General features: G+C 63.2%; 14 protein-coding genes and 1 pseudogene. 6 read left to right on the top strand and 9 right to left on the bottom strand.

The genetic code is table 11. From position 1 onward, the window contains the following. Positions 1–258 precede the first annotated feature (258 nt). From LOZ77_RS08245 to LOZ77_RS08280, 8 genes and pseudogenes are all read right to left on the bottom strand, one after another. On the bottom strand, positions 259–420 hold the full coding sequence (locus LOZ77_RS08245; RefSeq protein WP_230281645.1) for a hypothetical protein: 162 nt from the start codon (positions 418–420) through the stop codon (positions 259–261). Between the two features lie 71 nt (positions 421–491). After that, complete coding sequence (locus LOZ77_RS08250; RefSeq protein ID WP_230281646.1) at positions 492–1,943, bottom strand: hypothetical protein; 1,452 nt, start codon at positions 1,941–1,943, stop codon at positions 492–494. A 132-nt stretch (positions 1,944–2,075) separates the two neighbouring features. Next, positions 2,076–2,821 (bottom strand): annotated as a pseudogene (locus LOZ77_RS08255) (IS5 family transposase). A 340-nt stretch (positions 2,822–3,161) separates the two neighbouring features. After that, complete coding sequence (gene ssb / locus LOZ77_RS08260; RefSeq protein WP_230281647.1) at positions 3,162–3,725, bottom strand: single-stranded DNA-binding protein; 564 nt, start codon at positions 3,723–3,725, stop codon at positions 3,162–3,164. A 126-nt stretch (positions 3,726–3,851) separates the two neighbouring features. After that, positions 3,852–5,702: a ferrous iron transporter B gene (locus tag LOZ77_RS08265; RefSeq protein ID WP_230281648.1), complete on the bottom strand. Its 1,851-nt coding sequence runs from the start codon at positions 5,700–5,702 to the stop codon at positions 3,852–3,854. Next, positions 5,699–6,016 carry a FeoA family protein gene (locus tag LOZ77_RS08270; protein WP_230281649.1) on the bottom strand — a complete coding sequence of 106 codons (318 nt, stop codon included), beginning with the start codon at positions 6,014–6,016 and terminating at the stop codon, positions 5,699–5,701. Before LOZ77_RS08270 ends, LOZ77_RS08265 begins: the two co-directional genes overlap by 4 nt. 72 nt (positions 6,017–6,088) lie before the next feature. Next, on the bottom strand, positions 6,089–6,751 hold the full coding sequence (locus tag LOZ77_RS08275; RefSeq protein WP_230281650.1) for a COQ9 family protein: 663 nt from the start codon (positions 6,749–6,751) through the stop codon (positions 6,089–6,091). After that, positions 6,751–7,377 (bottom strand): ankyrin repeat domain-containing protein, encoded by a 627-nt coding sequence (locus LOZ77_RS08280; RefSeq protein WP_230281651.1) that lies wholly within the window; start codon positions 7,375–7,377, stop codon positions 6,751–6,753. Before LOZ77_RS08280 ends, LOZ77_RS08275 begins: the two co-directional genes overlap by 1 nt. 138 nt (positions 7,378–7,515) lie before the next feature. Here LOZ77_RS08280 and LOZ77_RS08285 point away from each other — a divergent pair, with 138 nt between their 5' ends. The 6 genes from LOZ77_RS08285 to LOZ77_RS08310 all read left to right on the top strand — a co-directional run bounded on the left by LOZ77_RS08285 (position 7,516) and on the right by LOZ77_RS08310 (position 11,575). Next, positions 7,516–8,139 (top strand): SCO family protein, encoded by a 624-nt coding sequence (locus LOZ77_RS08285; RefSeq protein ID WP_230281652.1) that lies wholly within the window; start codon positions 7,516–7,518, stop codon positions 8,137–8,139. Then, positions 8,127–8,639 (top strand): YcgN family cysteine cluster protein, encoded by a 513-nt coding sequence (locus tag LOZ77_RS08290; protein ID WP_230281653.1) that lies wholly within the window; start codon positions 8,127–8,129, stop codon positions 8,637–8,639. The genes LOZ77_RS08285 and LOZ77_RS08290 overlap by 13 nt, the downstream gene beginning before the upstream one ends. Next, on the top strand, positions 8,636–9,397 hold the full coding sequence (locus LOZ77_RS08295; protein WP_230281654.1) for a M48 family metallopeptidase: 762 nt from the start codon (positions 8,636–8,638) through the stop codon (positions 9,395–9,397). The genes LOZ77_RS08290 and LOZ77_RS08295 overlap by 4 nt, the downstream gene beginning before the upstream one ends. A gap of 75 nt (positions 9,398–9,472) precedes the next feature. Next, positions 9,473–9,988 carry a hypothetical protein gene (locus LOZ77_RS08300; protein ID WP_230281655.1) on the top strand — a complete coding sequence of 172 codons (516 nt, stop codon included), beginning with the start codon at positions 9,473–9,475 and terminating at the stop codon, positions 9,986–9,988. Continuing rightward, on the top strand, positions 9,972–10,985 hold the full coding sequence (gene ribD, locus LOZ77_RS08305; protein WP_255671239.1) for a bifunctional diaminohydroxyphosphoribosylaminopyrimidine deaminase/5-amino-6-(5-phosphoribosylamino)uracil reductase RibD: 1,014 nt from the start codon (positions 9,972–9,974) through the stop codon (positions 10,983–10,985). Before LOZ77_RS08300 ends, ribD begins: the two co-directional genes overlap by 17 nt. Then, positions 10,970–11,575 carry a riboflavin synthase gene (locus LOZ77_RS08310; RefSeq protein ID WP_230281656.1) on the top strand — a complete coding sequence of 202 codons (606 nt, stop codon included), beginning with the start codon at positions 10,970–10,972 and terminating at the stop codon, positions 11,573–11,575. Before ribD ends, LOZ77_RS08310 begins: the two co-directional genes overlap by 16 nt. Positions 11,576–11,682: 107 nt before the next feature. Here the strand turns inward: LOZ77_RS08310 and LOZ77_RS08315 are convergent, their stop codons facing one another. After that, on the bottom strand, positions 11,683–12,858 hold the full coding sequence (locus tag LOZ77_RS08315; protein ID WP_230281808.1) for an aromatic amino acid transaminase: 1,176 nt from the start codon (positions 12,856–12,858) through the stop codon (positions 11,683–11,685). Positions 12,859–13,052: the final 194 nt, after the last annotated feature.

The raw sequence follows: 13,052 nt of genomic DNA on the forward strand, positions 1-13,052 counted from the left end.
GAGTATGGGTGCGATCGGCTGCGATACCGCCATGGCACAGGTCAGACCTGTAAATGTGGGTGGCAACCATAGCTGCGGGCTGATTTCCGATCTTGCCCGCAACGCCACAGACGAGGCCCGCGTCGTCATTGCCGCAGCCAGCGACCGGGCCCCTTTCACGTTGGCGAGAGCATCTCCGTCGCCAAGGTCGATGTGGTCATCGTCCTAACGCGCCTACCATTCCAAGTACCGCGCGCATCGATTTCCGACACCAACCGGCTAATCGCGTGCCATGTCGCCGCTTTCACGGCCCCCTTCGTCCAACTCCTGCAGTAGCGAAATGACGTTGCACTTGGCCGCATCGAACTGACCGCTGATGTCGGCCAGGCCGATCCAATCGGCACCGAAGCATCGACACTCTGAAATACGGATCGCGTGCATGACCAGTCGGAACGGACTGTCCGTTCATCAAAATACTACTAGCTGCTGCAGATCCGTTGGCACCGCGCGACTTAGCGGATGGAAAACCCCTCACTATTCATATATTCGGGCGTGGTCAGGCCGAAATTCGCAAGGATTGCAGGCGCGATTGCAGTGGTATTGACCAGTGGCCGCCCGTCATTGTGAACGCGATCCAAAGTAGGGTCGAAAATAATCAGGCTGCCCTCGGGGATATGGTGCGCCGTGCAGGCAACATTGTCTTCGTGTTCGAACCATCCGATCCCGACATCTTCGAACGATACCGGCGTATCGCCCAGCATTCCATTTGTCGGCCCGTCGTAATGGTCGAAATAAATATAAAGCTGAATACTGGAATCGTCCTTGCGATCGTAACTCAGCGGGGGCGTTTCCGTCACGGTTTCGGCGAGGCGGTTATTGCCGAACACCAGGCTGTTCATCCGGTCGCACATGCCATTGATCTTATCCTTGGAAACCATGACCGACCGGCATGGGACCATGGTAAACCGTTCTTCGAAGTCCTCTTCTTCGACCCCCATGGCCGACATGAATTTCGTCAGATCCGTGATCGTATAAAACCCGTCGGTATGCGAACTCGACACCGCAGCCTGACCGATCGATGACGCGAACACCAGAACATATTCGGGATGCTTTTTGGTAAAATCGACAAGGCGTTCGACGATTGTTTCAAGCACGCTCATCGCGTGGCGGATCTCGTCCCCATAAATCTCCTGCCACTGTTCCTCGACGATTGATCCGTTCGGATCGTCCGGGAAGGCCGCCGCCCAATATCTGTGCATATTCGCCGCAACGTGATTGGTGTAAAAAGTGGCGAAATCCGGGCGATTAGACTCAAGCTGATCGATAAAGACATCCAGCCCGAGCAGCGGCTGGATCGAACGCCGACGAATTTTCCTGAGAGGTTCGACACGCTCTTCGACCAGCTGCTGGGCCAGTTTCATCGCCGTCGATGTCTTGATACCGATTTTCGGAGCCGATTTCAGAAAGCCGATGGTTTCCGACTTGGGAAAGCCGCGATCGACATTCCGCGCTGACCGGCGGGTCATCGCCAGATTGAAATCCTGAAACGGTTCAAGAGCCTTTGGGTGGGCAAAGCTTTCGTGCGCGAAGAAATCCGGTACATAGAACGCAAAATCGTTGATGTTCGCTGGCGCAGTGCTGGAATGGAGCGAACCGAAGACACCGCACTTCACGCCGTTTCGGGAAAGAATATCCCAGATCGCCGGGTAATCGCTATTTGCTTTCTCAAGTGACTGGCCGAGGTGCAGGATATTATGCTTGGAATCGACGACGCCGCGGTGCAGCGTCGGCCAGCTTATCCATGGATCAAGCTCAATCTCGTCCGGACAATGGGTCAGATATTGGGCGGAGTTTTTCAGGAACCTGGCAAGGGGGCCGTTCGTCGATTGCGCATAATAATCGATTACCTTGAACGGAACTTCATTGGCCTCGAGCAAGATAATCTTACGAGCATTCGCGTCCATCGCCGCCCCCTTGTCAATTGGCCTCCCGAATTGTGCAAATGCCCTCCTTGAATACATCCTGGGCGTGATGCGGTACGATCGCTTCGGAAAGCCGATTTGTCCTCCGACAAAGGCTATCCCGTGTATTTGTTTTTAGGTTTCGTGGACAAAGGGTATCCAGAGTTTGACTGAGGCGAGCGCGACGAAGCCGAGATAGGATTCCTTGGTTTTGTCGTAGCGGGTCGCAACGCGTCGCCAGTTCTTGAGTTTATTGAACAGTCGCTCGATCAGGTTGCGCCACTTGTATTTCGCGCGATCATGCGCGGCGGGATTACGCCGGCCCGCCTTGGCCGGGATCACCGCCTCGACGCCCGCCGCCTCAATCTCTTCGCGGATCGCATCGGCATCGTATCCCCGATCAGCCAGGAAGGCCTCGATCCGGTCAGTTATCATGCGGAACAGCGGTGCGAAGCCCTGCACATCGTGCGCTTGCCCCGGTGTCAGCACGAAGCCGAGGGGCAAGCCTCTGGCATCGCACCTTGCGTGGAGCTTGGTGGTGAAGCCGCCGCGCGATCGGCCAAGCGCCTCGGTTTGCTGAGTCCCCTTTTTATGCCGACGGCACAATGATGTGCCCGGACCACGGTGCTATCGATCATGTCGGCGGCTGTGTCGCGCCCCGCCAGTTCCGCCAGCGTCTCCAGCATGGCATCGAACACGCCGGTCGTAACCCATCGTCGATAGCGCCGGAAAACGCTGTTCCACTTGCCATACTCATCCGGCAGGTGACGCCACTGCGCTCCGGTCCGCGCGATCCACATCATGCCTTCGAAATAGGGGCGGTTGTCCTGCGCCGGACGGCAGCCACGACCCCGCTCAGGTGGCAGCAGCGGCCCGATCACTTCCCACTCTTCGTCCGTAACGCCAATCCGCTCGCCCAAGGCTGCCTCCAAAAGCCAGCCTTGAATCAAGGTCCGAGTCCACAGTCAAGCTTTGTCCACGAAACCTAGGCAATTACCGCTATTCCAATGGCCTGCTGCGTTATCCTTTTGCGCAGTCACAAATTGACGAGGTCGTGCCTAAAGGAGGCAGCGGCGGAACAAGTCTGTACCACGACAACTCGACAAAAAAGCCACCCTGCCCCGACCGCTCCGGCGGCCAGCAACAGGGTGGCACTATTTCAAGACAATCATTTTAAATCAGCGAAATGATGGCTGACTCACAAGCCATCCTGACACCTGATCAGAACGGAATATCGTCGTCCAGATCGTCATAGCCGCCACCCGACGAGCCGCCAGAGCTGCCGCCCGAACCGCCGCCCTGATTCCAGCCGCCACCCGAACCGCCCGACGATCCGCCGCCCTGGTTCCATCCGCCGCCGGAACCGCCGCCACCCGACGAGCCGCCCCAATCGCCGCCGCCGCCGCGATTGCCGCCGCCCGAACCGCCGCCCTGCGCGCCGTCGAGCATGGTGAGCGTACCGTTCATCCCGCGCAGTACGACTTCGGTGCTATAACGGTCGTTACCCTGCTGGTCCTGCCATTTGCGGGTCTGCAACTGACCCTCGATATACACCTTGCTGCCCTTGCGCAGAAAGCGTTCGACCACGCCGACCAGACCTTCGGAAAAGATCGCCACGGTGTGCCATTCGGTCCGTTCCTGACGCTCGCCGCTATTGCGGTCCTTCCACGTCTCGCTGGTGGCGATGCGCAGGTTCGCGACCTTGCCGCCGTTCTGGAATGACCGGATCTCCGGATCGGCGCCCAGATTGCCGATCAGCATGACCTTGTTGAGTGAACCCGCCATTGTTTCGTCCTTGGAGAATCGCTTTGGAAATACGTCCCCACTGACCTAGGGAGCCGCGCGCCCCATCGCCAGACTGTCGCGGGTCGATTTCCCCACATTCGGGTCCAGCGGTTTGCAGGCGTGCCCCTAAAGCCCCGCGCCCACCGCTATCCAATAGGTTGCGAAGGCCGCCAGATAGGCAAGCGCGAACAGATAGGCGAGCATGAAGGCCGGCCATTTCCAGCCATTCGTCTCGCGCCGCGCGACGGCGATGGTGGACAGGCACTGCGGCGCGAACACGAACCATGCCAGAAAGGACAGCGCCATCGGCAGGGTCCAGTCGTTCGCCAGCCGGTCGCCCAATGCCTGCGCGGTTTCGTCCTCGTCCTCGCTAGACACCGCATAGGTCGTGGCGAGCGAGGACACCGCCACCTCGCGCGCGGCCATGGCGGGAATCAGCGCCAGCGCCATATCGCGGTTGAAGCCGATGGGTTCGACCACCACGGCCAGCCCGTTGGCGATCTTCCCTGCGATCGAGACATCCACCTGATCCTCGCCCGGTCCCGCCTGCGGGAACGACAACAGCAGCCACAGCACCACCGTGACCGAGAAGATGATCGTGCCCGCGCGGCGCAGGAATATCCACGCGCGCTGCCAAAGGCCCAGCAACAGGTCGCCGATGCGCGGCCACTGGTAACGCGGCAGTTCCATGATGAAGCCCGAAGCCCCGCCCTGCGCCACCGAACGGCGCAGCACCCACGCCACCAGCATCGCGCCGACGATTCCCGCGACATAGAGCGCGAACAGGACCAGCCCCTGCAGCCCGATCCCCCAACCCACATTGCGTGCCGGAATGAACGCCGCGATGATCACCGCATAGACAGGAAGCCGTGCCGAACAGGTCATCAGCGGTGCGATCAGGATCGTCGTCAGCCGGTCTTTCGGATCGCTGATCGACCGCGTCGCCATAATGCCCGGAATGGCGCAGGCAAAGCTGGACAGTAGCGGAATGAAGCTGCGTCCCGAAAGGCCGACAAAGGCCATCATCCGGTCCATCAGGAAAGCGGCGCGGGCCATATAGCCCGTCGCCTCCATCAGCAGGATAAAGAAGAACAACACCACGATCTGCGGCAGGAACACGACGACCGAACCGACGCCTGCCAGCAGCCCCTCTGTCACCGCGTCGCGCAGCAGGTTTTCAGGGAAAGTGGCCACCACCCAGTCCGAAATCGCAACAACGGCACCGTCCAGCGCATCGGCAAACGGGGTCGCCCAGGCAAACACCGCCTGAAAGATCACGAACAGCAGGCCCAGCAGGATCACCGGCCCCGCCCACGGGTTCAGCAACACGCGGTCCAGCCCGCGATGCAGGCGGCGCTGGCGCGTTTCGGACAGGATCGCGCCCCTGGCCATCGCGCGCGCCGAAATGCGGCGTTCGGCCATGTCGAGATCGTCGGAAATAATCGCCTCAATCCGGTGGCCGTCCGCAGCTTTGGCCAAAGCCTCGCCCAGTTCGCCAAGGCCTCGGCGGCGCACGGCGACGGTTTCCACCACCGGCACGCCCAGCGCGTTTTCCAGCGCCCTGGGATCGAGCACCAGCCCGTCGCGCTTGGCCAGATCGACCATGTTGAGCGCCACCACCACGGGCATGCCCAAAGCGATGACTTCCTGCGCGAACACAAGATGCTGTTCAAGATTATTGGCATCGAGCACGAGGATCAGCGCATCGGGCTGCCGCTGCCCGTCCTGTGCGCCGGTGATGACCTTGCGCGTGACTTCTTCATCGGGGCTCGACGGGTCGAGCGAATAGGAACCGGGAAGGTCGATCAACTCGGCCGGTTCGCCATTGGGCAGTGTCATGCGGCCCGCCTTGCGTTCCACCGTAACACCGGGATAATTTGCGATTTTCTGGCGCGCGCCGGTCAGCGCATTGAACAATGCGCTCTTGCCCGAATTGGGGTTGCCGACAAGCGCAACGGTCTGGATCGGACGGCTCATGCCGAAGCCCCCGCCTGTGTGCCATCGACGGGATCGGCGGCAGGATGCGGCGCTTCTTGCGGAGCGGGTTCGACCATGACCGCCAGAGCGTGGCTGCGGCGCAGGGCAATGGTCATGCGCCCGATTTCCAGCGCGATCGGATCACGGCCCACGAAAATGCCCCGATGCGCCAGTTTCAGCACGGCACCCGCATCAAGACCCAGTGCGCGCAAACGGCGCCCCTCTGCCGGATCGAGACTGTCCCAATCCACCGCGACGACGCGAACGGTGGTACCAAGGCCGCAATCGGCCAGTGAATCGCCATGCTGAATCATATCGGCTGCGGCGCTCGCACAGTCGGACGAGAATTGCAACTCGTTCGCAATATTGCCTGTCAGCAGTCCGGGTTAGCGGGCGGGGTAACGCAAACGGCCCAGCAAGCGCATGGGCGAAAAACGCTCGGCATCGTCGCGTTTGAAACGCGCGGTGAATTTTCCGAACCCGGCCACGTCCTTCAGCCGCCTGTCGAGGAAGGCGTATGTGTCGGCAAAACCCTCGCTCTCATCCTGCGAGAACACGGCCAGCGTGCTGGCATAGACCGAGGACAGGATGGCGCGCTTGGAATAATGATTGAAATCCGCCGCAGTGTCGCCCGCCATGTGCCACATCAGATCAGCGCTGCGCCAGCCCGTTTTCGCGCTGCGCTTTACATTCTGCGGCATGGCCATGATCGCCATCGCGCGGCGAAACGCCTCGTGCCTTGGGGCCAAAGCCTCCAGCCGGAACACCAGCATCGCGCGGATCCGCTGGCCGACACCCATATTCTCCAGCGCGGTGGCAGGCAGGGCCTGCGCCATGGCGGCATCGATCGATGCGATCCACGCCGCGATCATATCCATCGCCCCGCCCGGAAAGGCCAGCATCGCGACATCGGGATCGACACCCTCCATCTCAGCCGCGGCGCGCACGGCCAGCGGGGTCCAGCCGTCGAACACCGCCGCATCGGCAATCGCGGGGGCCAGCGCGACGGCCAGCTGGTCGAGCGTGAGATCGTCGGCTGCAATACCCATCAGTGCATCACCGGCCCGTATTGGTCCGCCGCATCGGCATCGGCGCTTTCGATCAGGTCGAGCACCGGATTGCGCTCCCCCTGTCTGGCATAGTCGCGCGCCGAACGGCCCGAACGGTCGGCACGGTCGGGATCGGCACCCTTGTCCAGCAGGATGCGCGCCAGCGACACGTTCTGCATCAGGGTCGCGGTGATCAGCGGCGTTTCGCCCGTGGCATTGGTCGCATTGGGATTAGCCCCCCCGTCGAGCAGCGCCTGAACCCCGTCCTGAAAATTGAGCGAAACCGCGATCTGCAGCGGCATCACGCCTTTCTTGTCTGCGATATTCGGATTGGCGCCCTTATTCAAAAGGAACCGCGTCCATGTCGCGTCGCGGCGCGACACGGTAATGTGCAGCGCGGTTTCGCCGCTGGTCAGGTCGCGCGTGTTGACGATGGTGCTGGACGGATCGGACAGCATGTCGATCACATCGTTGCCTTCGGACTTTTTCACCGCTTCCAGAAATTTATAGCCGGTCGAAAACTGCGCCTGCGCGGGCAGCGCCGACAGGGCGCAGGCCATCGCGGCAACCGCCGCCAGAATGCGAATAACAGGGCGCTTGGCCCGCTGCGATGTAAAGTCAGACACGCGAATTCTTTCCGTTCCTATCGACCCGTTCCAACCCCGCCCCGTCGCATATGGGGACGGTCCGGCGCATTTCACGCACGCCGCAGGGTCGTTTCGTCCTTGCCAGCAGGGCCTTAGCACGACATGAACCCGCCTGCCATGACGCGTAAAAAATCCCTTTCCCTTCGCCAAGCCCTGATCGCTCCGCTGCTGGCGGCCACGCTGGCCGTGACCGGCTGCAACAGCGCCCCGTCTGCCCCGTCGGAAGCCGACTGGCCGCTGGCGGGCGCGACCATCGGCGGCGATTTCACGCTGGTGGATAAAGACGGCAAGACAGTCACCTGGCAGGATTTCGCGGGCCAGTGGCGTATCGTCTATTTCGGCTTCACCTTTTGCCCCGATGTCTGCCCGGTCGATGCGGCTGCCATCGGCGGCGGATTGAACCGTTTCGAGGAGATGGACGCGGCGCGCGCTGCCAAGGTTACGCCGATCTTCATCTCGGTCGATCCGAAGCGCGATACGCCCGAAGTGGTCGGTGAATTCGCCGCCGCGTTCCACCCGCGCATGGTCGGGCTGACCGGCACGCAGGAACAGGTCGCCGCCGCCGCAAAGGCGTTCGTCGCGACCTATAGCTATGGCGAGCCGGACGAGACGGGCTATTACCGCGTGGACCACACGGCGATGACGCTGCTGTTCGATCCCGATGGCAAGCCGGTCGCCATTCTGGAAACGCATCAGGGGCCGCAAGTGCTTGCGGACGAGCTGGCCAAATGGGTGCAATAGCGGACGACACCGCCGGCGAGACGCCGTTCTGGGAACGCCCGCTCGACCGGATCAGCGATGCCGAATGGGAAGCCTTGTGCGACGGCTGCGGTCAGTGCTGCATCCACAAGCTGGAAGATGCCGATACGGGGGAAATCTATCCCACCAATGTCGCCTGTCGCCTGCTGGATACGGCCACGGCGCGCTGCATGGATTACCCGAACCGCAAGCGCCACGTGCCCGATTGCCTGCAACTGACGCGCGCAACGGCGGGCACGCTGCCATGGCTGCCCGAAACCTGCGCCTATCGCCTGCGGGCCAGCGACCGGCCCTTGCCCGACTGGCATTATCTGATCAGCGGCGACCGCGATGCCGTCAGGCGCGCAGGCGTATCGGTCGCGGGGTGCGTCATTTCCGAGGACGAGGCAGGCCCGATCGAGGAACATGCGTTGATCGAGGGGTTCACCCTGGTCGAGGCACCTGAAGAGTTCGAAGCACCCGACGGGGATGAGACCGAATGAAGGACCGCGCGCGCCGGGGCCTTGAAAATTTCCTGTCGCGCCGCGCCCGCCCTCCGCGCGAACTGCGCGAAGAACTGCCGCTGGCGGATGGCCCGCTGCCATTGCTGGTGCGCCCCCATGCCACCGCCCGCCGCATGACCCTGCGCCTGTCGCCCGACGGGAACGAGGCGCGCGTGACCGTGCCCCTGGGCGTGCCCTTGCGCGAAGGGGCGAATTTCGCCCTGTCGCGGCTGAGCTGGCTGGCAGCGCAACGCGCCGCCGCGCCCGAACGCAAACCGGTAGGTCATGGCGACACGGTGCCGTTTCGCGGCGATGAGTTGCGGATCGAATGGCATGCGGCGGCCAAGCGGATGCCCGTCGCCAGCGATGGGACCCTGCGGCTGGGCGGACCGCGGGACAATCTGGACCGCCGCATCCAGCGCTGGCTGGAAGCCGAGGCGCTGGCGCTGTGCCGCGCCGATCTGGCCGAATATTGCCGCGCAGCGGGCGTTGCCATGCCCGATCTGCGGCTTAGCCGCGCGACCCGCCGCTGGGGCAGCTGTTCGACCAGCGGGACGGTGCGGATCAACTGGCGGCTGGTGATGGCCCCCGATGCGGTGCGCCGGTCCGTCGTCGCGCATGAAGTCGCCCATCTGGTGCATTTCGACCATTCGCCACAATTCCACGCCTTGCTGGGCCGCCTGTTCGGCGCGGGCCTTCCCGCTGCCGACCGCTGGCTCAAGCGCGAAGGGCGCACGCTTTACCGGTATTTCGGTTAGGGCCGGTATTTCGGTTAGGGCCGGAATCTCCGCTAAGGCTGGCGAAAGGCGTGCCGCGCTATTATCTGGGCCACCATGTTCTCATTCTCCCGCTTTTTCCGCCTGTTCAATCCGGTCGCGGCCGTGCGCGATTTCCGCGATGTCTGGGTGCAGGAAAACCCCGTCCGGCTGCGCGTTCTGCTGCTGTCGGGCGCGGCGACCTTTGCGATTTTCGGCACGATGTTCGGCGAATCGCACATGATCCAGCCCCGCCCGCCCGAAGTTACTTATATCACCAGCTATCAGGGCGACCGAACCGATGCCGAGATCATCGCCGAAAACATCGCCAACCAGCAGGAAAAGAACGAACGGTTTGCCGAGGCGGATGCCCGCCGCGCCGCCGCTCGCCAAGCGTATGAGACGGTGGGCAATGCCACCGGCGTGGATACGTCCGAAGCCCGTGCCGAGGGCGAGGCCGAGCGGCGCCAGTACGAACGCGATCTGGCAGAGGCGCGGGCCAAGGCCCTCGCCCGTTGGGGCACCATCGATCCCGCGACCGGCCAGATCGTAAGCCCGAAGGAACAGCAGGCCCCCGTTGACACAGCCGAATAAGTCGCAGGCGCAGAAGCCGGATGCGCAGGACCGCCGCTGGCTGGCGGCGGCGGCAGCGCTGGCCATGCGCGGGCGCCCCCTGTCGCGGCCCAATCCCGCCGTTGGTGCCATCGTGGTCAGGGACGGCAAGGTCATCGGTCGCGGCTGGACGGCCGAAGGCGGACGCCCCCATGCCGAGGCTGTGGCCATCGCAGAGGCAGGCGATGCGGTGCGTGGCAGCACGATCTTTGTCACGCTGGAACCCTGCGCACATGAAAGCCGCCGCGGCCCCGCCTGCGCCAGCCTGTTGACCGAGGCACGCCCCGCCCGCGTCGTGATCGGCTGCGGCGATCCCGATCCGCGCACCAACGGGCGCGGCATCGCGCTCTTGCAGGACGCGGGGATCGAAGCGGTACTGGCCGACTGCAAGGCCAGCCGCCATTCGCTGGCGGGTTTCCTGATGCGCGAGACACGGGGCCGACCGCATGTCACGCTGAAGCTTGCCCTGTCGCTTGACGGGTGCATCGCCATGGCCAGCGGCGAAAGCCAATGGATCACCGGCCCCCAAGCGCGCGCACATACCCATATGCTGCGCGCGATGAGCGATGCGATACTGGTCGGCGGCGGCACTCTGCGGGCCGATGCGCCGCGTCTGGACGTGCGGCTGAACGGCCTTGACCATTGCGGCCCCGCGCGCTGGGCCCTGACACAGGGCGATGTGCCCGATGGCTGGCAGGCATTGCGCAATGCGGCGGATCTGTCCCCGATGATGCCCGCGCAATATCTGCTGGTCGAAGGCGGAGCCAAGGCGGCGGCAGCCTTTCTGGCGGCCGATATGGTCGACCGGCTGGCGATCTATCGCGCGCCCGTCATCATCGGCGGCGGCATGGGCGGGATCGGCGATATCGGCCTTGCCTCGCTCGATCGGGCGCACGGGCGATGGCGGATGGCCGACAGCCGGATGCTTGGCAAGGACGAGTTCTGCCTTTACGAGCGCACGCCATGTTCACCGGAATAATCACTGCCATCGGCACCGTCAGCACGGTCGCACAGCAGGGCGACACGCGCCTGCGCATCGCCTGCCCCTATGACACGGCCGCCATCGATATCGGCGCTTCCATCGCCTGTTCGGGCGTGTGCCTGACCGTGGTGGAGCGGGGCGAAGGCTGGTTTGCCGTCGATGTCAGCGGGGAAACCCGCAGCCGCACCGCGCCGGGCCAATGGACCGAAGGGCGCCGCCTGAACCTGGAACAGGCGATGAAGCTGGGTGACGAGTTGGGCGGCCATATCGTGACCGGCCATGTCGATGCGGTCGGCACCGTCGCCATTCGCGAGGAACGCGGCGGATCGATCCATTTCGAAATCGACGCCCCTGCCGATATGGCGCCGTTCATCGCGGGCAAGGGCAGCATCACCGTCGACGGCGTATCGCTGACGGTGAATGCGGTTCAGGACCTGTCCGACGGCACGGCCCGCTTTGCGCTGAATATCATTCCCCACACTGCCGAAGTGACGACGCTGGGTGCGCTGGCCGTGGGCGATATCGTCAATCTGGAGATCGACGTTCTGGCCCGCTATTTAAAGCGGATGCAATCGCTTCAGACCTAGGCCTGTGCGGCAGGTTTGATCTGCACCGTTAAAGAGCGGGCGGGCGTGTAAAGAGCGGACAGGCGTGGCTTCATGCCTGCCCGCTCAGTTCCGATCAGGTGTTGGCGTCAGGCGCTAACCGTGGCCACCGCCTTGATGAACTTGTCGATATTGCCCATCGTCAGCCCCGCGATATTGATGCGGCCCGATCCCGCCATATAGATCGCGTGATCGCTGCGCAGCGCGGCGATCTGTTCTTTCGACAGCGGCAGGATCGCGAACAATCCGCGCTGTCCGGCCAGCGGGCGCAGATCGACGCTGCCGGCGACGCCTGCTTCGGCCAGCCTTGCGCGAACCTGATTGATGCGGGTGCGCATCGATTCCAGCTCGTCCTTCCACTCTGCGGTCAGTGCCGCATCTTCCAGAATGGTGCGCACCGCAGCCGCGCCGTGATCGGGCGGCATCGACCAGTTGGCACGCGCCAGCGCGGCACCGTTCGACGCGATGCAGGGCAGGCAATCCACCCCCTCGCCCATCATATAGATCGCGCCCACGCGGTCGCGGTAAAGGCCGAAATTCTTGTCGCAGCTATAGGCGATCAGCGCTTCGGGCACGGCTTCCAGCACAAGACGGACACCGGCCGCGTCTTCTTCCAGCCCGTCGCCCAGACCCTGATAGGCAAGGTCGAGGATTGGCAGCATGCCCTTTCCTGCAAGCAGGCGGGCGATTTCTTCCCAATCGGACAGCGTGTAATCGATGCCGGTGGGGTTGTGGCAGCAACCGTGCAGCAGGATGGCATCGGTGGGCGCCGCCGCCGCGATCGCGTCGCGCAGGCCCGCCATATCGGCCGTGCCATCGGCGGACGCATGGTTGAACGTGCCGACTTCTACGCCAAGGTCTTTCATGATCTGCGCATGGTTGGGCCAGCTGGGCGTGCCCATCCAGATTTTCGTAACGCCCGCCGCCTTGGCCAGTGCCGCCGCCAGACGCACACCGCCGGTGCCGCCCGGCGTCTGCATGCCGTCGATCTGGTCAAGCTTGGAAAAACCGGCACCGAAGATGATCGGCTTCAGCGCCTCGACAAAGCCCATGTCGCCTTCGGGACCGAGATAGGCCTTGGAATCCTGATGATCGACAAGGATCTGTTCGGCCTTTTTGATCGAGGTAAAGACCGGTGTGTGGCCCTGCCCCGTGCGATAGACGCCGACGCCAAGGTCGATCTTGTCCGCACGCTCGTCAGCCGAATAGAGCTTGATCAGCGCAAGCAGCGCGTCAGGGGGCTGTTGGGTGAGCTGGGCAAGCATGGTCATGGCAATCCTGTTCGCTTGGGAATCGATTCGTGACCCGACCGCGTCGGGGCGGGCGCTCCATGCCGGTGCTTTGCCCGTCGGGCAAGCCCCGAACGCCCCGCAGCGGTGCGACTTATCTTGAAATCGGAAAGGCCCCTTCCCACATCAACCTTGCGGGCCGGGCCCCTCTGGCGTGTATTCGTTACAGA

This window comes from Croceicoccus sp. Ery15 (assembly GCF_020985305.1).
Classification (GTDB): Bacteria; Pseudomonadota; Alphaproteobacteria; order Sphingomonadales; family Sphingomonadaceae; genus Croceicoccus.

Coding starts and splice junctions, on each gene's coding strand:
- LOZ77_RS08245 (WP_230281645.1), bottom strand. CDS start 420: ATGCACGCGATCCGTATTTCAGAGTGTCGATGCTTCGGTGCCGATTGG.
- LOZ77_RS08250 (WP_230281646.1), bottom strand. CDS start 1,943: ATGGACGCGAATGCTCGTAAGATTATCTTGCTCGAGGCCAATGAAGTT.
- ssb (WP_230281647.1), bottom strand. CDS start 3,725: ATGGCGGGTTCACTCAACAAGGTCATGCTGATCGGCAATCTGGGCGCC.
- LOZ77_RS08265 (WP_230281648.1), bottom strand. CDS start 5,702: ATGAGCCGTCCGATCCAGACCGTTGCGCTTGTCGGCAACCCCAATTCG.
- LOZ77_RS08270 (WP_230281649.1), bottom strand. CDS start 6,016: ATGATTCAGCATGGCGATTCACTGGCCGATTGCGGCCTTGGTACCACC.
- LOZ77_RS08275 (WP_230281650.1), bottom strand. CDS start 6,751: ATGGGTATTGCAGCCGACGATCTCACGCTCGACCAGCTGGCCGTCGCG.
- LOZ77_RS08285 (WP_230281652.1), top strand. CDS start 7,516: ATGACGCGTAAAAAATCCCTTTCCCTTCGCCAAGCCCTGATCGCTCCG.
- LOZ77_RS08290 (WP_230281653.1), top strand. CDS start 8,127: ATGGGTGCAATAGCGGACGACACCGCCGGCGAGACGCCGTTCTGGGAA.
- LOZ77_RS08295 (WP_230281654.1), top strand. CDS start 8,636: ATGAAGGACCGCGCGCGCCGGGGCCTTGAAAATTTCCTGTCGCGCCGC.
- LOZ77_RS08300 (WP_230281655.1), top strand. CDS start 9,473: ATGTTCTCATTCTCCCGCTTTTTCCGCCTGTTCAATCCGGTCGCGGCC.
- LOZ77_RS08310 (WP_230281656.1), top strand. CDS start 10,970: ATGTTCACCGGAATAATCACTGCCATCGGCACCGTCAGCACGGTCGCA.
- LOZ77_RS08315 (WP_230281808.1), bottom strand. CDS start 12,858: ATGCTTGCCCAGCTCACCCAACAGCCCCCTGACGCGCTGCTTGCGCTG.